Genomic DNA, 21,369 nt, shown 5'->3' with positions numbered 1-21,369 from the left:
GTGACTCCTGAAGACTCCGCGCCCACCGACGCCCCCTCGACACCCGGATTCGAGGAGCTCGGAATCACCGGGCCGGTCCTCAAGTCCATCAAGGATCTCGGATACGAGACCCCCTCCCCGATTCAGGCCGCGACCATCCCGACCCTCCTCTCGGGTCGCGACGTCGTCGGCATGGCGCAGACCGGCACCGGCAAGACGGCTGCCTTCGCCCTTCCGGTGCTCGAGCGCCTCGACGTCGCACAGAAGACGCCGCAGGCTCTCGTGCTCGCTCCCACTCGCGAGCTCGCGCTCCAGGTCTGCGAGGCGTTCGAGTCGTACGCCTCGAAGATGAAGGGCGTGCACGTACTGCCCGTCTACGGCGGTCAGGGCTACGGCGTGCAGCTGTCGGCACTCCGTCGCGGCGTGCACGTCGTGGTCGGCACACCCGGCCGCATCATGGACCACCTCGCCAAGGGCACGCTCGACCTGTCCGAGCTCCAGTACCTCGTGCTCGACGAGGCCGACGAGATGCTCAAGATGGGCTTCGCCGAAGACGTCGAGCAGATCCTGGCGCAGACCCCCGTCGAGAAGCAGGTCGCCCTCTTCTCGGCCACGATGCCCGCGCAGATCCGTCGTCTCGCGCAGCAGTACCTGCGTGATCCCGAAGAGATCACCATCAAGTCGAAGACCGCGACGAACACCAACATCACACAGCGCTACCTGGTCGTGTCCTACGCCCAGAAAGTCGATGCGCTCACCCGCATCCTCGAGGTCGAGAACTTCGACGGCATGATCGTGTTCGTCCGCACCAAGAATGAGACCGAGACTCTGGCCGAGAAGCTCCGCGCCCGCGGCTACTCGGCCGCCGCGATCAACGGAGACGTCCCGCAGGTGCAGCGCGAGCGCAGCGTCAACCAGCTCAAGGACGGCAAGCTCGACATCCTCGTCGCCACGGATGTCGCGGCGCGTGGTCTCGACGTCGAGCGGATCAGCCATGTCGTGAACTTCGACATCCCCACCGACACGGAGTCCTACGTGCACCGGATCGGCCGCACGGGCCGTGCCGGACGCACGGGCGATGCGATCAGTTTCATCACTCCGCGCGAGCGCTACCTGCTGAAGCACATCGAGAAGGCCACGCGTCAGCAGCCGACGCAGATGCAGCTGCCGACGACGGAGGACGTCAACACGACGCGCCTCGCCCGCTTCGACGACGCGATCACGGCGGCACTCGGAGAGAGCGGACGCATCGAGAAGTTCCGCGACATCATCGCCCACTACGTGCGGAACCACGATGTGCCGGAGGCCGATGTCGCCGCGGCACTCGCCGTCGTCGCGCAGGGAGACCAGCCGCTGCTTCTCGATCCGGAGGACGACGCTCTGGCGAAGGCGGTCGAGTACGACAACCGTCCGCCGCGCGATCGTGCGACGCGTGAGCCGCGTGAGAATCGCGAGCCGCGCGAGCGTCGCGGTCGCGGCGACTACACCGCCTACCGCATCGAGGTCGGGCGCCGCCACCGTGTCGAGCCCCGGCAGATCGTCGGCGCGCTCGCGAACGAGGGCGGTCTGGGCCGCGACGACTTCGGCGCGATCAACATCCGGCCGGACTTCTCGATCGTCGAGCTGCCCGCGAAGCTCGACCCCGCAGTGCTGGAGAAGCTGCGAGACACGCGCATCTCCGGACGCCTGATCGAGATCAAGCCCGACCGGGGTCCGGGCGCCCGTCGCGCACCGCGCGACGGCGACCGTGACCGCTTCGAGCGCCGTGACGACCGCCCGCGGTACGACCGTCGCGACGACCGCCCGGCCCGCGACGACCGCCCGGCGCGCAAGCCCCGCCACAAGAGCTGACGGGAACTCGGCGAGCGTGATCGGATGCCGATGATCACGATCAGGGACGCCGTCGTCGCGGACGCGCACGGTGTCGCGGTCGTCCACGTCGATTCCTGGCGCGCGGCCTACGCGGGACTCATCGATCAAGCCGTCCTCGATCGGCAGAGCGTCGAGTCGCGTGCGACGATGTGGTCGACCTGGATCGAGCGGTCACTCGCGGGAGAATCGACCGACGGGTACGGATCAGTCGCCCACCATCTCGTGGTCGCCGAGACCGACGACCGCATCGTCGGCTGGGCGACTTTCGGTGCGGGACGCGACGACGACTCCGGCGGTCTCGGCGAGATCGCCGGCCTGTATGCGCACCCGGATGCCTGGTCGCAGGGTGTCGGTCGCGCGCTCATCAGTCACGCCGAGGATGCGTTGCTGACAGGCGGATGGATCCGGGCGTACCTCTGGGTCCTCGCAGGCAACGAGCGCGCGATCGGGTTCTACGGCGCCCACGGCTGGTCGCCCGACGGGGTCGAGAAGATCGGCGAAGGTGGAAGCGTCGAGGGTCTGCGTGAGCAGCGCCTCGTCAAGGACCTCACCTCTTCTGCGGAGCGAGCCTCCGCGGAGTGAGTCTCTACCGAGTGAGCGCAGGTCGCCGACTCAGTCCAGCGCGTCCGGGCCTTCGGTGACGAGCACGTGGAACTGGGCGGCGTCGAGGACGCGGATGCCGAGGTCCTCGGCCTTGGCGAGTTTCGATCCGGCTCCCGGTCCTGCCGCGACGAAGTCCGTCTTCTTCGACACACTGGATGCCGCTTTGCCGCCCGCCTTGATGATGGCCTCCTGAGCGCCGTCTCGCGTGTACCCGTCGAGGGATCCGGTGGCGACGACCGTGAGTCCGTCCAGCACGCCCCCTTCGGCGACTGCCGCTCCAGGACCGGGGTGACCGGGAATCTCCCACCGCACTCCGGCCGCGGTCCAGCGCTCGATGATCTCCTGATGCCAGTCGACCTCGAACCAGGCGAGCAGGGAGTCGGCGATGATGCCACCGACGCCCTCGACCGCGGCGAGCTCGTCGCGCGACGCGGCGCGGATCGCTCCGAGCGAGCCGAACCACTGGGCGAGAGCTCTGGCTGCGACCGGTCCGACATGCCGGATGTTGAGAGCCACGAGGAGACGCCAGAGATCCTTGGACTTGGCCTTCTCGAGTTCCGCCAGGAGAGTCGCGGCCTGTGACGAGGGCTGCGGCCCGTCCACCCCCGACTTCTTCTCCGCGGCCGTGGGATTCCGACGGAAGGGCGCACGCGTCTTCACGAGGCCGTCGTCGTCTTCCCGCGGCAGGCCGGTCTCGCCGTCTCGGACGACGACCTCGATGGGAACGATCCGGTCGATGGTGAGGTCGAACAACCCGGCCTCGGTGACGAGGGGCGGTTCGGCAGGTGAGGTCGGCTGGGTCAGGGCCGCTGCCGTGACCTCGCCCAGGGCTTCGATGTCGAGTGCACCCCGAGAGCCGATGTGCTCGACCCGGCCGCGCACCTGTGCCGGGCAGGAGCGAGCATTCGGGCAGCGCAGGTCGATGTCTCCCTCCTTCATCGGTCGGAGTGGCGTCCCGCACTCGGGGCACTCGGTCGGCATGACGAACTCCCGCTCGCTGCCGTCGCGCTTCTCGACGACAGGACCGAGCACTTCCGGGATCACGTCGCCCGCCTTGCGGAGTACCACCGTGTCGCCGATGAGCACCCCCTTGGCCTTGACGACGTCTTTATTGTGGAGCGTGGCCTGCCGCACGACGGAGCCCGCCACGTGCGCCGGCGCCATGACGGCGAAAGGTGTCGCACGCCCCGTGCGGCCGACCGACACGACGATGTCGAGCAGGGTCGTCTGCACCTCCTCCGGTGGGTATTTGTAGGCGATGGCCCATCGAGGGGCGCGACTCGTCGCCCCGAGCTCATCGTGCAGTGCGAGCTCATCGACCTTCACGACGATCCCGTCGAGCTCGTGCTCCACGTCGTGACGGTGCTCGCCGAAGTACTCGACGAACTCGGCGACCTCATCGACCGTCGTGCAGACCCTCGTGTGCGGACTCGTCGGCAGCCCCCACTCGGAGAGCAGATCGTAGACCTGGCTCTGTGCTGCCACCGGAGGGTTCTCCCAGGCGCCGATGCCGTGCACGTAGAGGTCCAGCGACTCGATGCGGAGCCGGCCTGCTTCGAGCTCCATGCCGCTCTTCTTGTCGATCTGCTGTCGTAGGCCGCCGCTCGCCGCGTTGCGCGGATTCGCGAACGCAGGGAAGCGACGAGCGGCGGCGGTGCGCGCCTTCTCCTCGTCGAAGGCCTTCTTCGCTCCGACGCGCGCCTCCCACCGCGACCGCGCCTCGTCGAACGCGCGCTGGCGGAACTCCGCCTGGGCGGCGTTCAATCGCTCGAAGGCCGCGACCGGTATGAACACCTCGCCGCGCACCTCCACGATCGGCGGGTGTCCCTTGCCGCTGAGCTGCGCGGGGATCATCGGCAGCCTGAGGGCGTTCTCGGTGACGATCTCGCCGACGCGTCCGTCTCCGCGTGTGGCGGCCGACGTCAGACGCCCGTTCTCGTACCGGAGGTTGATCGCGAGACCGTCGATCTTGAGTTCGGTGAGCCAGTCGACGTCACGTCCCGCGGATGCCCGCGTCTTGGCGGCCCATTCACGGAGTTCGTCGATCGAGAAGACGTTGTCGAGGCTCAGCATCCGCTCTGCGTGCTCGATCGTGGCCAGGCCGGTGGCCTCGGCCGCCCCCACCATCTGCGTCGGGGAATCCTGCCCTTGGAGCTCGGGGTGCAGACGCTCGAGCTCTTCGAGCCTGTGCATCCAGCCGTCGTAGGTGAAGTCGTCGACGACCGAGGTGTCGCGGCCGTAATAGGCGTCCTTCGCTTCGAGGATGCGGGTGGTCAGCTCCTCGGCCTCGGTACGGGCGTCTTCCAACGAGATGTTCTCCGGCACCCCGTCAGTCTACGAGTGGGCACCGACAATGGCCGGGGCTACGCCCCGACGGGAACCGCTGATACCGTGCGATCGATCGTGAACTGACCGAGCACCCGCGTGCCCGTGTAGAGCACGGCGGTCTGACCCGGCGCGACGCCGTCGAGCGGTTCGTCCGGCACCACGCGGACCCCGTCCGCGTCGACGAAGGCGTGTGCGGCGACGGGCTCCGCGTGCGCTCGGATCTGCACCTCGCAATGGAATTCCGCATCGATCGGCGCGGCTCCGGCCCAACTGAACCGCGCGCCGGCGATCTCGCGGATGGCGAGAGCCTCCTTCGGGCCCACCACGACCGTGTTCGACACCGGCCGCACCTCGAGGACGAACCGCGGCTTGCCGTCGGACGCGGGAACGCCGAGCTTGAGGCCTCGCCGCTGGCCGACGGTGTACCCGTGGGCTCCCTCATGGGTGCCCACGACCTCTCCGGCCCGGTCGACGATCTCCCCGGTCGCGGTGCCGACCTTCTCGGCGAGCCAGCCGCGCGTGTCGCCGTCGGGGATGAAGCAGATGTCGTGGCTGTCCGGCTTCTGCGCGACGCTCAAGCCCCTGGCCTCGGCCTCAGCCCGGACGACCGCCTTCGACGGCGTCGTGCCCAGCGGGAAGTATGTGTGCGCGAGCTGCTCCGCCGTCAGCACGCCGAGCACGTACGACTGGTCCTTCGCGTTGTCGGCAGCCCGGTGCAGCTCGAGGCCCGCCTCGGTGGGGTTGAGCGTGGCGTAGTGCCCCGTGCAGACGGCGTCGAAGCCGAGCTCGATGGCGCGCTCCAGGAGAGCTGCGAACTTGATCTTCTCGTTACAGCGCATGCAGGGGTTCGGCGTGCGTCCGGCCTGGTACTCCGACACGAAGTCGGCGATCACGTCGTCACGGAACCGCTCGGAGAAGTCCCACACGTAGAACGGGATGCCGAGCAGATCAGCCGCTCGGCGGGCATCGAGTGCGTCCTCGATCGTGCAGCAGCCCCGGCTGCCGGTGCGCAGCGTTCCGCCTGCGCGGGACAGGGCGAGGTGCACTCCGACGACGTCGTGCCCCGCCTCGACGGCCCTGGCGGCCGCCACCGCGGAGTCGACGCCACCGCTCATGGCCGCGAGAATCCTCATGCGACCAGTCTACGAGCGCACGCCTGGACCGGACCCGGACGCCCTGGCGTACGCGTCGGCGATCGCGGCGAGCACAGCCTCGACGTCCGCATCCGTCGAAGTGCGCCCCAGCGAGAACCGCAGCACGCTCCGCGCGTCTCGCTCGCTACGGCCCATCGCCGTCACCACGTGCGACGGCTCGGCCACGCCGGCCTGACACGCCGACCCGGTCGAGGCCGCGACCCCGGCCATGTCGAGGAGGAACAACAGGCTCTCCCCCACCGCGCCGGGGAAGAGCAGGTGGGCGTTGCCCGGCAGCCGCACGTCCGGATCGCCCAGGAGTTCTGCGTGCGGGACACGGTCGAGGACCCCGGAGACGAGCCGGTCACGAAGGGCGGCGAGGCGGATGGACTCGGATTCGCGCTCGCCCTCCGCGAGCTCCAGCGCCGTCGCGAAGGCGGCGGCCCCGGCGACATCCTGGGTTCCGGCTCGCAGACTGCGCTGCTGAGCACCGCCGTGCAGCAGCGCGGTCAGCCGGATCGTCCTCGACGCGACCAGAGCGCCGATGCCCACCGGTGCGCCGATCTTGTGACCCGCCACGCTCATCGCGACGAGACCGACGGCGTCGGACGCATCGCCCCGCAGCTCACGGAACGACAGCGGAACGTGACCCAGCGCCGAGACGGCGTCGAGGTGCAGTGGCACGTCCGCCGCAGCGGTCGCCCGAGCGAGGGCGTGCGCGTCGTTGATCGTTCCCGCCTCGTTGTTCGCGATCAGCGCCGTAGCGAGGGCCGCGCCGGGAAGCGCGTCGCGGAAGGCGGCGACGTCGATCGCCGCGTACGGCGACACTCCGACCGGTCTCAGCACCGCGCCGTCGCCGACCAGAGCGGCGACCGTGTCCATCGTGGCGTGATGCTCGGCATCCGGCATCACGATGGCGTCGGCATCCGCCCGCCGAGCGGCCCAGAGGCCCTTCAGCGCGAGGTTGATCGATTCGGTGCCGCCGGAGGTGAAGACGACCTCGATGGGGTCGCACCCCAGCACCGCGGCAGCCCGTTCTCGGGAGTCCTCGAGCACGCGCCTGGCGTCCTGCCCGGCTCCGTGCGTCGACGAGGCGTTGCCGACCAGTCCGCTCGCCTGCAGCCATGCCTCACGCGCTTCGGGGCGCAGCGGACTGGTCGCCGCGTGATCGAGGTAATGCCGCATGACTCCATGGTCGCGCATTTCCACCGCGCCGGCGTCGACGGCACGACGCGCACCCGTGCACCGCGGAATGGGACGCCATGCGCACGATTCTGGCGCTCGGGTCCGGACCTCTAGGGTGTACTCATGCCCGCGACTCGAGACAGCACCGTGCCCGGGGGTTCCACCCTCGACCACCTCGGCGTCCGTCTTCATGACGGCGTCGGAACGCTTCGCATCTGGTCACAGAACGCCTCCTCGGTGGAACTCGTGATCTTCGACGCGGAAGATCTCGATTGGGCGATCGATCAGCTGAGCCTCGAGCGCCTGCCCGGCGGCATCTGGGAGGTCACCACTCCCCTGCTGCAGCCAGGCGCTCGGTACGCGATCCGGGTCGGCGGTCCGCACGGCCCCGGCAACACCTTCAACTCCGAGACCCTTCTGCTCGATCCCTACGCCCGCGGACTCGCGCAGGGCGACGGGTACGAGGAGTGGCGCTCCGTCGTGATCGCGGACGGCTTCGACTGGGGCGACTCCGCCAAGCCGCGCATCCCCCTCGACCGGACGGTGATCTACGAAGGCCACCTCAAGGGGCTCACGAAACGACAGCCGGACATGCCCCCGGCGCTGCACGGCACGTACGCCGGGCTCGCACACCCCGCGATGATCGAGTACTTCCACTCTCTAGGGATCACTTCCATCGAGCTGCTCCCCGTGCAGGCGTTCGTCCCGGAGCCCCGGCTGCTCGAACGCGGGCTCACGAATTACTGGGGTTACAACACCCTCAACTTCTTCACCCCGCACACGGCGTACGCGACGGAGGATGCGCGCAAAGGCGGCCCCGAGGCCGTGCTCGCCGAGTTCAAAGGTATGGTCCGGCTGCTGCACGAAGCCGGGCTCGAGGTGATCCTCGACGTGGTGTACAACCACACCTCGGAGGAGGGCATCGGCGGCCCGCGCTCGAGCCTGCGCGGCATCGACAACGCCAGTTTCTACCGCCAGGATGCGTCGGGCGTGTACATCGACACGACCGGCTGCGGCAACACCCTGAACACGTCGACGGATGCCGGGGCGCGCCTCGTGCTGGACTCGCTGCGCTACTGGGCGCAGGAGATGCAGATCGACGGCTTCCGTTTCGACCTCGCCACGGCCATCGCGCGCGACGCGACTCATGCCTACACGCCCGAGCACCCGCTCCTGGCCGCCATTGCCGCGGACCCGGTGCTGCGTGACTCCAAGCTCATCGCCGAGCCGTGGGACGTCGGTCTCGGCGGATGGCAGACGGGCAATTTCCCGCTCGGATGGCACGAGTGGAACGACCGCTACCGCGACCGCGTCCGCAACTTCTGGCTCAGCGACATCGACTACGCCCGACGCGCATCCGCGCCGGTCGGCGTCGGGGGCTTCGCGACCCGGCTCGCGGGATCGTCGAACACGTTCTCCGAAGAGCGCGGGCCGCTCGCCAGCGTCAACTTCGTCACGGCCCACGACGGCTTCACGCTCCACGACCTCGTGTCGTACGACGTCAAGCACAACGAGGCGAACGGCGAGCACAATCGCGACGGCGCCGACACCAACCGTGCCTTCAACCACGGGATCGAAGGGCCGACGGACGACTCGGCCATCCTCTCCGCACGCCGGAGGGCGATGCGCAATCTTCTCGGCACCCTGCTCCTGTCGGCGGGCATCCCCATGCTCACCGCGGGCGACGAGGTCGGTCGTACGCAGCGGGGCAACAACAACGCCTACGCGCAGGACTCGCCCCTCACCTGGCTGAGCTGGGACCCTGAGCCGTGGCAGGAGGATCTCCGCGCGCACGTCACCCGTCTGATCGCCCTGCGAGAGGAGAACCCGGCGCTGCGTCCGAGTCGGTACGCGCGGCTGGGCGAGCACATCCCGAATGCCTCCGTCATGGACTGGTTCGACCAGAACGGCGAGACCATGGAGAGCGAGCAGTGGGCGGACCCGGGCAACAGGACGCTGCAGTACGTGGCGGCCTCCACACCCGATCGCGAACAGGCCAACCGCATCCTGCTGATCGTCCACGGCACCGAATCGCCGATCGATGTGAGACTCCCCGACGCGCTCGAGGATGCGACTCGATTCGTGTCGCTCTGGTCGAGCGCCGACGAGCGCCCTGAGCCGCGAGGCGACGTCTACGAACCGGGCGATGTGCTGCCCGTCCCCGGCACATCGATGCACCTCTTCCGCGTCGAGTGACCCACGGCGCGCCGGGCGATCCGCGCGCTACCCGCTGCCGAACGAGCGCGGTACTGTCGGGGAGTGGCCGCACGCACGATTACCCGCCCGAAGGCTTTCCGGAGTCCCGCTGAGATCCCCCTGCGCCCGCTCGGTGCCGTGCAGGATCCCGATGATCTGCGGGCGACCCGCATACCTCTGACGGCCGCGTCCCCCGCGGTACCCGGCGGCTTCGCGCCGAAGGCCTTCGTCGGAGAGGTCGTCCCGTTCGAGGTCGTCGCGTTCCGCGAGGGGCACGACCTCATCGGAGTGCAGTTGCGATTGACGTCGCCCGACGGCGCGGAGAGCCTGCACCGCCTGCGCCCCCTCCTGGACGGCACCGACCGGTGGAACGCCGACGTCGCCCTCGATGCGCAGGGCACATGGTCGTTCCGGTTCGAGGCGTTCTCCGACGACTTCGGCACCTGGGCGCACGCCGCCGAACTGAAGGTGGCGGCAGGCGTCGACATCCCCGTGATGGCCGCGCTCGGCGCCGAACTCCTCACCCGTGCGGCGACCGAGAAGGATCGCCCGGCCGCGCAGCGCCGTGTCCTGACCGCCCTGGCCACGGAGCTGGGCACGGGCGATGCCGCGCGCACCCTCGCTCTCTCCACCGATCCCGAACTCGCACGTGTCTTCGCCGAGAGGCCGCTGACCACGCTGCGCTCCGCCTCGCCCACCAGGCCCCTCCTCGTCGAACGCACGGCGGCCGGTGTCGGCGCCTGGTACGAGTTCTTCCCGCGTTCCGAGGGCGCGAAGCGGCTGAAGGACGGCACCATCAAGAGCGGGACATTCCGCACCGCGGCGAAACGACTCCCGGCGGTCGCGGACATGGGCTTCGACATCATCTACCTCGTCCCCGTCCACCCGATCGGCACGACCAACCGCAAGGGCCGCAACAACACCCTGACCACCGAGCCCGGCGACCCCGGCTCGCCCTACGCGATCGGATCAGCCGAGGGCGGCCACGACGCCATCCATCCTGATCTCGGCACCCCCGCGGACTTCCGTGCGTTCGTCCGAGCCGCCCGCAAGGAGGGCCTCGAGGTGGCTCTGGACCTCGCGCTCCAGGCGTCGCCCGATCACCCCTGGGTCGCCGCGCACCCCGAATGGTTCACCACGCTCCCCGACGGAACCATCGCGTTCGCCGAGAACCCGCCGAAGAAGTATCAGGACATCTATCCCCTGAACTTCGACAACGATCCGTCCGGGATCTACGCCGAGATGCTGCGCATCGTGCAGCACTGGGTCCGCGAGGGCGTCAAGATCTTCCGCGTCGACAATCCGCACACCAAGCCCCTGCAGTTCTGGGAGTGGCTGATCGCCACGGTCAATGCCGCCGACCCCGACGTCATCTTCCTCGCCGAGGCCTTCACGAGGCCCGCCGTGATGCGCGCCCTCGCGGCCGTCGGCTTCCAGCAGAGCTACAGCTACTTCACCTGGCGCAACACCAAGGCGGAGCTCGAGGAGTTCCTCGAGAGCGTCTCGCACGAGACGAGCGCCTACATGCGGCCGAACCTCTTCGTGAACACGCACGACATCCTCACCGAGTACCTGCAGTTCGGCGGCAGGGCCGCATATCGCATCCGCGCCTGCATCGGCGCTACCGCGGCACCCGTCTACGGCGTGTACGCCGGCTACGAGCTCTTCGAGAACGTGGCCCGCCCGGGTTCCGAGGAGAACATCGACAACGAGAAGTACGAGTTCAAACTGCGGGACTGGGATGCCGCGGAGCAGGCCGGCGACTCGCTCGCTCCCCTGCTGCGCCGTCTCAACGGCATCCGCCGCGAGCATCCGGCACTGCGTCAGTTGCGCAATCTCTCCGTGCACTGGAGCGATGACGACGCGATCCTCGTCTACAGCAAGCACCTCGATGCGGCCTTCACCGGCACGGGGGCGTCCGACACGATCATCGTCGTCGCGAACGTCGACCCGCACTCGGTGCGTGAGACGACCGTCCACCTGGACACGACTGTGTGGGGCGTCGACCTCGGCGAGCCCTTCGAGGTCGAAGACCTGCTCACCGGCGCCGTCTGGACGTGGACTGATCACAACTACGTGCGCCTCGACGCCTTCGCCGAGCCGGTGCACATCCTGAAGGTGAGGGCACGAGCATGAGCGACGTCGAACACGCGACCGCGTCGGCGCAATGGGGTGCCGTCGCCGCCGGCACCCATCACGACCCGCACTCCGTTCTCGGAACGCACGCACGCGCCGGGGAGGCAGACGAGTCGGTCACGGTGATCCGGGTACGTCGACCGCTCGCATCGACCGTCGCGGCCGTCTTCCGCGACGGCACCCGGCGGGAGCTCCACCACGTCGCACACGGCATCTGGGAGGTCGAGCACGATGGCCCGCCCGTGGCGTACCGGATCGCGACGAGCTATGGCGAAGACGAGGAGAAGACGGTCGGCGATCCGTACCGGCATCTCCCCCAGCTCGGCGAGCTCGACATGCATCTGATCGCCGAGGGACGCCACGAACGGCTGTGGGAGGCGCTGGGCGCCCACCCGAAGGACATCGACGGAGACGTCGGCGTCGCTTTCGCCGTCTGGGCGCCCAACGCCACGGCAGTGCGGGTCGTCGGCGACTTCAACGGCTGGAACGGCCAGGGGCACGCGATGCGCTCGATGGGCGGGAGCGGGCTGTGGGAGCTCTTCATCCCCGACGTCGCCGTCGGCACCACGTACAAGTACGAGATCCGCACCCGCGAAGGCGCGTGGCTGTTCAAGGCGGATCCGATGGCGCAGGCTGCACAGACGCCCCCGGAGACCGCCTCGGTGGTCACCGCATCGTCGTACGAGTGGTCGGACGGCGCCTGGATGACTCGGAGAGCCGCCACCCACGCCGTCGCACAGCCGCTGTCGGTGTACGAAGTCCACCTCGGATCGTGGCGCTCAGGACTCGGCTATCGCGAGATCGCCGATCCGCTGATCGCCCACGTCACCGACGCCGGCTTCACCCACGTGGAGTTCATGCCCCTGGCCGAGCATCCGTTCGGCGGGTCCTGGGGATACCAGGTCAGCGGCTACTACGCGGCCACCAGCCGGTTCGGCACACCGGACGACCTCCGGTACCTGATCGACCGGCTGCATCAGGCCGGCATCGGCGTGATCATGGACTGGGTGCCGGGGCATTTCCCGAAGGACGCGTTCGCTCTAGCGCGCTTCGACGGGCAGCCGCTCTACGAGCACCCCGACCCCCGGCGCGGAGAGCACCAGGACTGGGGCACGCTGATCTTCGACTACGGCCGCTCGGAGGTCCGAGGCTTCCTGGTGGCGAACGCCCTGTTCTGGCTGGAGGAGTTCCACGTCGACGGCCTGCGTGTCGACGCCGTCGCATCGATGCTCTATCTGGACTATTCGCGCAAGGCCGGCGAGTGGGAGCCGAACATCCACGGGGGTCGCGAGAACCTCGAGGCGATCCGCTTCCTGCAGGAGGTCAACGCCACCGCGTATCGACTGCACCCGGGTGTCCTGATGATCGCCGAGGAATCGACCAGCTTCCCCGGCGTCACCGCCCCCACCGACCACGCCGGCCTCGGGTTCGGATTCAAGTGGAACATGGGCTGGATGAACGACTCCCTGCAGTACATCGAACGAGACCCGATGTACCGCGCGCACCACGAAGGCGAGATGACGTTCTCCTTCGTCTACGCGTTCGGCGAGAACTACCTCCTGCCGATCAGTCACGACGAGGTCGTGCACGGCAAGGGCAGCCTGCTCTCCAAGATGCCGGGCGATCACTGGCACAAGCTCGCGAACGCCCGCGCCTACCTCGCGTACATGTGGGGCCACCCCGGCAAGAAGCTGCTCTTCATGGGTCAGGAGTTCGGCCAACTCGCGGAGTGGTCGGAATCCCGGGAACTGGACTGGTGGCTGCTGGACCAGCCGTCTCATTCACAGCTGCAGGAGTTCGTCGGCGAGCTCAACCACGCCTACCGGGCCCAGGCCCCGCTGTGGGAGCGCGACAACGACGGGTCGTCGTTCTCCCGCCTCGGCGCACCGACCTGGGACCCCGCGGTCGTCGCGTTCGAGCGACGGGATGCCCACGGAGGACGCGTCGTCGTGATCAGCAACTTCGCCGGCGTCGAGCGCACCGGCTATCGGATGGAGCTCCCCCACGAGGGCATCTGGCAGGAGATCCTCAACTCCGATGCCGCCGCCTTCGGCGGCCGAGGATCGGGCAACCTCGGAATCGTCGTCGCAGATGCCGCAGACGGGGGCGCACCCGTCGCCTCAGTGACGCTGCCCGCACTGTCGACGATCTGGCTGCGCTTCCAGAACGATCCGCACGTCCCGACCGTCACGCACGACTGACCCCTCCGGATGCGTAGAGGTCGGCGAGACCCTGGTCTCGCCGACCTCTCGGCGCATGAACGAGGACCCCGTCAGAAGAGGAGCGACGACAACCGGTTGCGTGCGGAGATGACGCGCGGGTCGCTGGCGCCGATGAGCCCGAACAGCTCGACCAGGCGTTCGCGGACCGGCGTGCGCTGGTCCGACGGGAGCTCGGCGAAGAGGTCGAGGAGTCGGCCGAAAGCATCGTCGACGTGGCCTCCGGCGAGATCGAGATCAGCGACGTCGAACTGCGCCTGCACGTCGTGGGGGCCCGCCGCGGCGGCAGCCCTCGCATCCTGCAGGTCGAGCTTCTGCACGCGGTCGAGAAGACGCACCTGGCCGAGGCCGGCGATGGCATCCTCGTCCCGCGGATTCTCGGCGAGAGCCTTCTCGTAGGCCGTGATCGCTGCGGCGTAGTCGCCCACCTCGATCGCGGCGAACGCCTCCGCATGCAGAGGCGGGAGGGGCGGTTCCGCGTCCTCCTCGTCCTCGGCCGACTCAGCACCTCCGATGGAGAGCGTCCCGGTGACGCCGTTCTGGGCGGCCACCTGGAGCAGCTGCGCGAACACGTCGCGCACCTGCTGCTCGGGGACAGCGCCGGTGAACATCGGGACCGGCTGCCCGGCGATCAGTGCGACGACCATCGGAATCGACTGCGCACGGAAGCCCTGGGCCAGCTGGGGGTTGGCGTCGACGTCGACCTTCGCCAGGAGTACACGCCCACCGAGCTCACGAGTCACCTTCTCGATGATCGGGCTCAGCTGCTTGCAGGGTCCACACCACTCGGCCCACAGATCGACGACGACCGGCACCGTGCGGGAGAGCTCGAGGATCTGCCCGAAGGACTCGTCGGTCGCATCGACGACTACGTCGGGCACCGCGCCCGCGGAGCTGGGGGCGGCGCCCGCGGGCGGAGCGGTCGGTCTGTTGCGCAGGCTCGACAGGTCGACGGCGCCACGCATCGCAGCAGGAGAGATATCGGTCATTTGATCACCTCGACGGAGAGAAGGTCCTGATGGACGGCGAGCAGTTTGATCTGCTCGGTCGAGCCCTGCGCGGGGACCGAGAAGAACAGCTGGAACTCGTACTTTGTCGTGACGCCCTTCGCGGATTCGGTCACACCCGTGAGCGCCTTCGCCTGGACGTTCTCGCCGAATCGGATGACGGCGTCCGCCGACGTCGGCGTGACGGTCTCGGTGTCGATGAGGGAGACGCTGACGATCGCCCCGCTGCCGAGAGTCGTCATCGAGACCGGCGCGGTATCCGCTGGCACGATGTCGAACGCGGTCTGCGACGTCTCCGCCGCTCCGTTGTCGGCGAGGTTCTGCACGACCGCCTGACGGCTGTCCCTGATCGACTTCGCGAGGTTCAGCGCGTTGTCGTCGAAGAGACCGTAGGACGGACTCTGCTCGGCCGCATCGACCACGTCAGAGAAGGCATTGGCCAACTCGCCAGGAGGAAGCCCGAGGAAGGCCGAGTCCGCCGGTACCAGGGAGGTGCCGAGCCACGACGCGGCGACATCGGGGAAGACGGCATCGGCCGACATCTCCGCCATGTTCGTGACCTTGTAGGTCGACCACGGATCCTGCTGCGTCATGGTGAGGATGACCGGCGGTACCGTGTCGTCGCCATCGCTCTTCGACAGCATCAGCACGGTCCGAGGCCAACGGTCGGTGGCTTCGGGGAGGACCACCTGGACGTCATCCGTCGGGATCGTCGCCGGGACAGGCGTCTCGGGCACCGCGGTCCGGAGCGCGTATTCGGTCGTGCGAGCGGTCAGCGCCGGGCCGTCCAGGCGGGTCTTCGCGAGCTCGATGTCCATAGCGGTGTCAGCCTCCGCGATGGTGGCTGACGCCTCTTGGAGGATTCGCTTCGCCTGCGACTCCGTGACCGCCGGCGGCTTCTGGTTGTCCGGTGCGATGACGGTCTCGCTGGGTGAAGGCGTCGGCGAGGCCTGATCGAACTGCGGCCACGAGTCCGGCGAGCACCCGGTCGCGAGAACCGCCGTCAGAGCCACCGCCGGCAATGCCAGGAGGCGGCGTCGCCGCGGCGACTTCGCGCGACTCTCGGAACGGTTGTCCGCGGACGTCTTGCCGTCGCCGCTCTCCTCGACACCGGGCGCCGCCGACTCGCCGCGCGGCGTCGCCGCAGCATCCGCGTCAGACGCGTCGGCGTCGGAGCCGGGACGCTCGATGGCTGCACGCTCGGAGGGCGGAAGCTGCGCGACGTCGATGGGCTCGGTCGCAGGGAGCGGACCCAGCCCCTTGCGCCGTGGCCCGCGGCCCCGACGCTGGTGCCGGATGGCCAAGACGTACAGCACGAGCCCGACCGCGAGCACGATCGCGCCAGCCGCCATGAGCGGACCCGCGAGCGGCGTGGAGTTGTCGAGCGGCCACGAGACGGAGATGTCATCCGGTGCATCCTGCGTCCCGTCGTACGCGATGATCACGCTCACGCCGTCCGGCACCTGCATGTCTGCGATGAGCGAGTCCGTGTCGCTGAAGGAATCCAGCCACAGGTCAGAACCGATCGGGCTGCGTCCCGTCACCTCGCCGGAAGTCGCGTCGGCGGTCGTATCGTCGGCAGGTGCCCCCTCCTCGGCCGGAGCTCCGTCGGCCGCCGGCGTCTCGGTCGGAGCGGGAGTTGCTCCGCCGTCATCCGGCTCCGCCTCGACGCTCTGCGCCGCGACGTGCTCGACGCTCAGATCGCCGTCGTCACCCACGGTCACGCGGTTGTAATCGGCATCGGCGAGCCAGGCCTCCATGTCGGCGGTGCGCCCGTAGGCGGCGAAGATGTCGCCGTCGCCGCGCACGAGCAACGTCTGCGCACCCGGGTTCTCGCGCAGCACCTCTCCGTCCAGCAGCACGAACGGCGCGGGTTGGTCGACCTCGACGCTGACCTTCTGACTCGACGGCCCCATGAACACGGTGCGCTGGGCGATGCCCGCACCGATCAGTCCTGCGGCCAGGACCAAGGCCACGACGGCCCATACGAAACGCACGAATAGTCTCCTCACGCGCCCCGGACGAACGCCCGAGTCGCAACACTCGACATTTCAGACTAGCGAAATCAGCTGTGTGTTGCCCACGAGGGGCGCATCTGCGGTGATCGGCGGCAGGTCGCGCGCGGACGGGGTCGGCCGGGTCGATACCCTTGAGCAACCGGATCCCCTAGGAGCACGTATGAAGATCCACAATCCCTTCCGCACCGCCCTGGTGGCGACGCTCGGAGTCGGGCTGGGGATCCTGCTCATCACCAGTGTGCAGAGCCTGTCGACCGTGTTGCTGTACGTCGGGACCGCATTGTTCCTGAGTCTGGGACTCGACCCCCTCGTGTCCTTCCTCGAACGGCGTCGACTCCCCCGCTGGTCGGCCGTGCTCGTCACCATCGTCGCGGTCCTCGGCATCTTCGCCGGGATCATCCTCATCGTCATCCCCGTCCTCGTCGATCAGATCTCGCAGCTCGTGAGCCAGATCACGGTGATCGTCAGCCGCCCGAGCCTGTTGAGCGACATCGAGGCGTGGGTCACCGGGGCTTTCCCCAACCTCGACGTGCAGCGGGTGCTGCAGGAGTCGCAGGCGTGGGTCATCGCGAACCTCGGCGACATCACGAACCGCGTGATCAATGCGAGCCTCTCCGTCGTGACCGGCCTCTTCGGCGCGTTCATCGTGCTGATCCTGACGATCTACCTCACCGCGTCGACGCCGTCGCTCAAGCGCGCGGTCTACCAGCTCGCCCCGGCGTCGAAGCGCGACCGCTTCGTCGACCTCTCGGAGCAGATCACCGACTCCGTCGGGTACTACGTCATGGGGCAGGTGTCGCTCGGCGTGATCAACGGCATCCTCAGCATGATCTTCCTGTCGATCATCCAGGCGCCCTTCCCGGCCGTGCTCGCGGTCGTCGCCTTCTTCTTCTCGCTGATCCCGCTCGTCGGCACGCTCACCGGATCGACGCTGATCGTGCTCGTGTGCCTCATCCCTGGCCTGGGGTCCCCCGCGACCGCGGTCGCCGCCGCCATCTACTACCTCATCTACATGCAGATCGAGGCCTACGTGGTGTCGCCGCGCATCATGAGCCGCGCCGTATCGGTGCCGGGGGCGGTGGTGGTCGTCGCCGCACTGGCGGGCGGGAGCCTGCTCGGTCTGCTCGGAGCCCTCATCGCGATCCCGGTGGCGGCCAGCATCCTGATCATCTACCGCCAGGTTCTGATCCCGCGGATGAACGAGCTCTAGGCCGCCGGCCACTCCGTCGGCAGCGGCAGAGCCGATGGGTTCACGGCGGCAACGATCTCGGTGAGCACCCGTCGCGTCTGACTCTCCCCCACCCACAGGTGTTTACCACCGTCGACGGCGATCAGCTCGGCCTGCGGGATCGCCGAGAAGCGCTCGCGCGCCTCGGCAGGGCGGAGATAATCGTCGAGCTCGGGGACGACGACGATGACCTTGCGGCCGTCGCCGGCCCACGCCGCCACCTCTTCATCGGTGGCGCGGTGCAGCGGCGGCGAGAGCAGGATGACGCCCTCGACATCGTGGTCGCGTCCGTACTTCAGGGCGAGCTCCGTGCCGAACGACCAGCCGAGCAGCCACGGGCGCGGCAGCGCGCGCTCTCGGACGAGCTCCATCGCCGCCGCGACATCCAGCCGTTCGGACGCACCGCCGTCGAAAGCGCCTTCACTGGTGCCGCGCGGCGAACTCGTGCCGCGCGTGTTGAAGCGCAGGACGGCGAGCTCAGCGAGTGCGGGCAGGCGCGCAGCCGCCTTGCGCAGGATGTGGGAGTCCATGAAACCGCCGGCGGTGGGCAACGGGTGCAGCGTCACGAGAGTCGCGACCGGCACCTTCTCCTCAGGAGTCGCGAGCTCGCCCACGAGAGTCAGTCCGTCGGCGGTGCGGAGCTCGACGTCCTCCCGGCGGGCAGGCAGTTCCAGCGGTCCGCGGATCTCGATGCTCATGCCATCCTCCAGCAATGTGTGTGCCAATGTCTGCGAGCGGCGAGGTCCGCCGCATCCCCCAGCACGCCATCCGCGCGCCATACGACGAGGTGCGAGACCCCGGGGTCGATGCCTCGCCCGCACCCGGGGCAGCTGTACTCCTTCTGCGCCTGCACCGCCGAGATGGGCTGCACCGTCCACTCGACGCCGCGCCGTGTCTCAGTGCGCTTCCACGACCAGAGGAGACGGTCGAGCGAGTCCTCGGCGTCAGGGCGCGCCGGACGCCGTTTGCGCGAACGGGGCATGACCCGAGGTCACCACCAGTGGTTCTTGGTCCAGAACGCGTGTGCGCCGGCCCAGCTGCCGTACCGTCCCGTCGCATACCCGGTGGCCCATCGCAGGTTGTCGACCGGGTCGTAACCGTTGCCCGGGACCTTGCTGCAGGGCAGCGCCTGGACGAGACCGCAGGCGCCGGAGGACTTGTTCGTCGCGTTGGGGTTCCAGCCGCTCTCACGCGACACGATGTAGTCGACGTAGCCCCAGTCGGACTCGGAGATGCCCGCCGCTGACATCCACTCGGCCGGCGCACCGCCACCCGTGTAGAACAGCGGGCCACCGCCACCGGAACTCCCCTTCTCGGACTTGGTGGTCGCGGCGACCGGGGTCGGAGTGGGCGTCGGCTTCGGCGTGACGTAGACGGAGAACGTGCCGCGCTGCACGGGAGCGATCTCGGCGCCCTCGACCGTCACAGTGAGGTTCTGGGTGTCTGCCAGCGCAGCGGCGTAGGCGGACTCGGGGCCGGCATCCGCGGGCTGCTCGGCCAGGGCGACGCCCGTCGGAGCCACCATGGCAGCGGCGAAGCCGACCACGGCGAGGGCGCTGAAGAACCCGACGACTCCCCGACGGCGCGAACCAGCGCGCGGCGAAAGCACACGCGATGCGGGAACCGGCGTGCGCTCGTTGCGATGAAGGGTCATGTCGTCTCGGGAGTTCACGATAGGGGGCAGTCTACCCAATGGGGTCGACATGGGCCACGCAAACGTTCAGCGAACGGCCAGGATCACGTCGATGGTGGCGTCGAGCAGAGCGTCCACCTGCTCTTCACGGTAGCCGCCCCGTTGCATCCGGAAGGCTGCACCGCGCAGCTGTTCGGCCGTGAGGGGCTCACCATCACGCAGGTAGCGCACGATCCGGGACGCGACGTGATCGACCTCGTCCACCCGGTAGCCGAAGGTCAGCACTCCGGTTCGCGCGAAACGATGACGCTTCGGACGGGCGAGATGATCGAGGATCACCTGCGCCTCCTCGCGCGCCTGCTCGACCCAGGCGTCGGCGCCCTCGATGCGGACGGACTCCTCGCGGGTCCGCCCGGCGAGGGCGTCCTCGACCCGACCGAGCGCGGCGTCGACCTCCGCCACGACGTACCCGTTCTTCACCAGTGGGAACGACGCCACGCGCACGTCGGAGGCGGTGAGGTCTCCGCCGCCTTCGAAGGCCGATCGTGCTGCGGCGAGGAAGGTGTCGACCGCAGCGCGGTGATACCCGCGCGTGCGCCCGTCTGTGAGAGAGAACGCGGGACGCGCGTCGGCCGCCTGCGCGGTGTCGAGTCGTTCTTCGGAAGCCATCACAGCACCGTCCAGGAGGAGAAGAGGAAGTAGAGGCAGAGAGCCGGGATGGTCGACGGGAGGATGCTGTCGAGCCGGTCGAGCAGCCCACCATGACCGGGAAGCCACGAGCTCATGTCCTTGATGCCGAGATCTCTCTTCAGCATCGACTCGCCGAGGTCGCCGAGAGTGGCCGAGAGCAGGATGGAGACTCCGAAGACGGCTCCGATCCACCACGGCAGCTGGAGGAGGTAGATCGCGAGCAGGACGCCGGCCGCGATCGAGGCGATGACGGCCCCCCCGAATCCCTCCCAGGTCTTTTTCGGGCTGATCCGCGGAGCCATGGGATGCCGTCCGAAGGCCAGTCCGGCAGCGTATGCACCGGTATCGGCCGCCACCGCGATGGCGATGAAGCTCAGCACCCACCACTCCCCGCCCTCCTGGCCGAGGAGGATGAGGGCGACGGCGGCCAGGAACGGCACGTAGATCTGCACGAACCCGCCGATGACCGCATCAGCGAGGATGTCGCCGTAGGTGCGGCCGTCCTTCGCGATCATCTGCGCCATCAGACGCCAGACGATCACGAAGGCGACGGCGAGGAACAGCGTCACCCAGACGAGCCACAGATCCAGGAAATAGGCGGAGAGGACGAGGAACGCCGCGGCGATGAACTGCGGAACGACGTCGACCCGCCGACCCGAACCGCGCAGGGCGAGTGAGAGCTCGTAGACACCGAGCAGCGCGGCGGCCAGGGCGAACGGGACGAACAGGATCTTGATGAACAGCAACGAGGCGAGGAGAGCCGCGCCGAACGCCAGACCGATGACGATGGCGAGCACGAGGTCGCGCCCCGTGCGCTCCTTGATCCGCTCGTTCGCGAGGTCGATCTGGTCACGCGCGTGCGAGACGTGCGTGCCGAACTCATCGCGCGCTGCGCGCCACTGCTCACGGATGGCGTTGTGATCGAGGGCCGCCGAACCCGGCGCCGTGATCAGTGGCGCGGCGACGGGCGCTTCCTCCGCCGGCAGCGCAGGGCGAGGCGGCACGCTCGTCGCATCGAAGCCCGGGAACGCGGCGTCGCCCAGCGGGACACCGTCCGGCGAGGTCGCCGGGGAGTCACCCGCATGTGGGCTCGTCGACGGCGTGTCCGGTCCGTCGCCGTGGGAGTCGTCGGTCATCGCCGC

The 21,369-nt window shown here is 68.8% G+C and carries 16 protein-coding genes; 6 read left to right on the top strand and 10 right to left on the bottom strand.

Annotation, left to right across the window (positions count from 1 at the left end):
* Together FSY98_RS15705 and FSY98_RS15700 are read left to right on the top strand one after the other, a co-directional pair.
* Window positions 1-1,830: a DEAD/DEAH box helicase gene (locus tag FSY98_RS15705; RefSeq protein ID WP_144877556.1), complete on the top strand. Its 1,830-nt coding sequence runs from the start codon at window positions 1-3 to the stop codon at window positions 1,828-1,830.
* A 30-nt stretch (window positions 1,831-1,860) separates the two neighbouring features.
* A complete protein-coding gene (locus FSY98_RS15700) occupies window positions 1,861-2,433 on the top strand; it encodes a GNAT family N-acetyltransferase (protein ID WP_260857523.1) in 573 nt (190 codons plus the stop codon).
* A gap of 30 nt (window positions 2,434-2,463) precedes the next feature.
* On the opposite strand, the gene ligA is transcribed toward FSY98_RS15700, so the two are convergent.
* The 3 genes from ligA to FSY98_RS15685 are packed head-to-tail and all read right to left on the bottom strand — an operon-like array spanning window position 2,464 to window position 7,100.
* Window positions 2,464-4,779, bottom strand: a complete 2,316-nt coding sequence (gene ligA / locus FSY98_RS15695) for an NAD-dependent DNA ligase LigA (protein ID WP_144877554.1) — start codon at window positions 4,777-4,779, stop codon at window positions 2,464-2,466.
* A gap of 38 nt (window positions 4,780-4,817) precedes the next feature.
* Complete coding sequence (gene mnmA, locus FSY98_RS15690; protein WP_144877553.1) at window positions 4,818-5,915, bottom strand: tRNA 2-thiouridine(34) synthase MnmA; 1,098 nt, start codon at window positions 5,913-5,915, stop codon at window positions 4,818-4,820.
* Between the two features lie 9 nt (window positions 5,916-5,924).
* On the bottom strand, window positions 5,925-7,100 hold the full coding sequence (locus tag FSY98_RS15685; protein WP_144877552.1) for a cysteine desulfurase family protein: 1,176 nt from the start codon (window positions 7,098-7,100) through the stop codon (window positions 5,925-5,927).
* Window positions 7,101-7,223: 123 nt separating this feature from the next.
* Between FSY98_RS15685 and glgX the strand changes: the two genes are divergently transcribed.
* From glgX to glgB, 3 genes are all read left to right on the top strand, one after another.
* Window positions 7,224-9,296 carry a glycogen debranching protein GlgX gene (gene glgX, locus FSY98_RS15680; protein ID WP_144877551.1) on the top strand — a complete coding sequence of 691 codons (2,073 nt, stop codon included), beginning with the start codon at window positions 7,224-7,226 and terminating at the stop codon, window positions 9,294-9,296.
* 63 nt (window positions 9,297-9,359) lie between these two features.
* Complete coding sequence (locus FSY98_RS15675) at window positions 9,360-11,432, top strand: alpha-1,4-glucan--maltose-1-phosphate maltosyltransferase (protein WP_144877550.1); 2,073 nt, start codon at window positions 9,360-9,362, stop codon at window positions 11,430-11,432.
* Window positions 11,429-13,633: a 1,4-alpha-glucan branching protein GlgB gene (glgB, locus tag FSY98_RS15670; protein ID WP_144877549.1), complete on the top strand. Its 2,205-nt coding sequence runs from the start codon at window positions 11,429-11,431 to the stop codon at window positions 13,631-13,633. Before FSY98_RS15675 ends, glgB begins: the two co-directional genes overlap by 4 nt.
* A gap of 71 nt (window positions 13,634-13,704) precedes the next feature.
* On the opposite strand, the gene FSY98_RS15665 is transcribed toward glgB, so the two are convergent.
* Together FSY98_RS15665 and FSY98_RS15660 are read right to left on the bottom strand one after the other, a co-directional pair.
* Window positions 13,705-14,640, bottom strand: a complete 936-nt coding sequence (locus FSY98_RS15665) for a tetratricopeptide repeat protein (RefSeq protein ID WP_144877548.1) — start codon at window positions 14,638-14,640, stop codon at window positions 13,705-13,707.
* Window positions 14,637-16,655 carry a glycosyl transferase gene (locus FSY98_RS15660; RefSeq protein ID WP_144877547.1) on the bottom strand — a complete coding sequence of 673 codons (2,019 nt, stop codon included), beginning with the start codon at window positions 16,653-16,655 and terminating at the stop codon, window positions 14,637-14,639. Before FSY98_RS15660 ends, FSY98_RS15665 begins: the two co-directional genes overlap by 4 nt.
* Before the next feature lie 181 nt (window positions 16,656-16,836).
* Here FSY98_RS15660 and FSY98_RS15655 point away from each other — a divergent pair, with 181 nt between their 5' ends.
* Window positions 16,837-17,886, top strand: coding sequence for an AI-2E family transporter (locus FSY98_RS15655; protein WP_144877546.1), 1,050 nt, complete (start codon window positions 16,837-16,839; stop codon window positions 17,884-17,886).
* Here FSY98_RS15655 and FSY98_RS15650 read toward each other — a convergent pair.
* Genes FSY98_RS15650 through FSY98_RS15630 form a run of 5 tightly spaced genes read right to left on the bottom strand, consistent with a single transcriptional unit; the run spans window position 17,883 to window position 21,363 of the window.
* A complete protein-coding gene (locus FSY98_RS15650; RefSeq protein ID WP_144877545.1) occupies window positions 17,883-18,602 on the bottom strand; it encodes an alpha/beta hydrolase in 720 nt (239 codons plus the stop codon). The genes FSY98_RS15655 and FSY98_RS15650 overlap by 4 nt on opposite strands.
* Window positions 18,599-18,886 (bottom strand): hypothetical protein, encoded by a 288-nt coding sequence (locus tag FSY98_RS16975; RefSeq protein ID WP_144877544.1) that lies wholly within the window; start codon window positions 18,884-18,886, stop codon window positions 18,599-18,601. Before FSY98_RS16975 ends, FSY98_RS15650 begins: the two co-directional genes overlap by 4 nt.
* Before the next feature lie 9 nt (window positions 18,887-18,895).
* The gene (locus FSY98_RS15640; protein WP_260857522.1) at window positions 18,896-19,576 is read right to left on the bottom strand and encodes a lytic transglycosylase domain-containing protein; all 681 of its coding nucleotides are present in this window, start codon (window positions 19,574-19,576) and stop codon (window positions 18,896-18,898) included.
* 48 nt (window positions 19,577-19,624) lie between these two features.
* Window positions 19,625-20,206 carry a DivIVA domain-containing protein gene (locus FSY98_RS15635; RefSeq protein ID WP_144877543.1) on the bottom strand — a complete coding sequence of 194 codons (582 nt, stop codon included), beginning with the start codon at window positions 20,204-20,206 and terminating at the stop codon, window positions 19,625-19,627.
* Window positions 20,206-21,363, bottom strand: coding sequence for a phosphatidate cytidylyltransferase (locus FSY98_RS15630; RefSeq protein ID WP_186307710.1), 1,158 nt, complete (start codon window positions 21,361-21,363; stop codon window positions 20,206-20,208). The genes FSY98_RS15635 and FSY98_RS15630 overlap by 1 nt, the downstream gene beginning before the upstream one ends.
* Window positions 21,364-21,369: the final 6 nt, after the last annotated feature.

Origin of the sequence: Microbacterium sp. 1.5R (genome assembly GCF_007667425.1) — a bacterium.
In the GTDB taxonomy this organism is placed as follows: Bacteria; Actinomycetota; Actinomycetes; order Actinomycetales; family Microbacteriaceae; genus Microbacterium.
The sequence above is the reverse complement of the archived record's forward strand: the minus strand, read 5'-3'. Positions and strand labels throughout refer to the sequence as shown.

Excerpts from the sequence above, each read along its gene's own strand:
- FSY98_RS15700 (WP_260857523.1), top strand. The coding sequence starts at position 1,861 with ATGATCACGATCAGGGACGCCGTCGTCGCGGACGCGCACGGTGTCGCG.
- mnmA (WP_144877553.1), bottom strand. The coding sequence starts at position 5,915 with ATGAGGATTCTCGCGGCCATGAGCGGTGGCGTCGACTCCGCGGTGGCG.
- FSY98_RS15685 (WP_144877552.1), bottom strand. The coding sequence starts at position 7,100 with ATGCGGCATTACCTCGATCACGCGGCGACCAGTCCGCTGCGCCCCGAA.
- glgX (WP_144877551.1), top strand. The coding sequence starts at position 7,224 with ATGCCCGCGACTCGAGACAGCACCGTGCCCGGGGGTTCCACCCTCGAC.
- glgB (WP_144877549.1), top strand. The coding sequence starts at position 11,429 with ATGAGCGACGTCGAACACGCGACCGCGTCGGCGCAATGGGGTGCCGTC.
- FSY98_RS15665 (WP_144877548.1), bottom strand. The coding sequence starts at position 14,640 with ATGACCGATATCTCTCCTGCTGCGATGCGTGGCGCCGTCGACCTGTCG.
- FSY98_RS15655 (WP_144877546.1), top strand. The coding sequence starts at position 16,837 with ATGAAGATCCACAATCCCTTCCGCACCGCCCTGGTGGCGACGCTCGGA.
- FSY98_RS15650 (WP_144877545.1), bottom strand. The coding sequence starts at position 18,602 with ATGAGCATCGAGATCCGCGGACCGCTGGAACTGCCTGCCCGCCGGGAG.
- FSY98_RS16975 (WP_144877544.1), bottom strand. The coding sequence starts at position 18,886 with ATGCCCCGTTCGCGCAAACGGCGTCCGGCGCGCCCTGACGCCGAGGAC.
- FSY98_RS15635 (WP_144877543.1), bottom strand. The coding sequence starts at position 20,206 with ATGGCTTCCGAAGAACGACTCGACACCGCGCAGGCGGCCGACGCGCGT.
- FSY98_RS15630 (WP_186307710.1), bottom strand. The coding sequence starts at position 21,363 with ATGACCGACGACTCCCACGGCGACGGACCGGACACGCCGTCGACGAGC.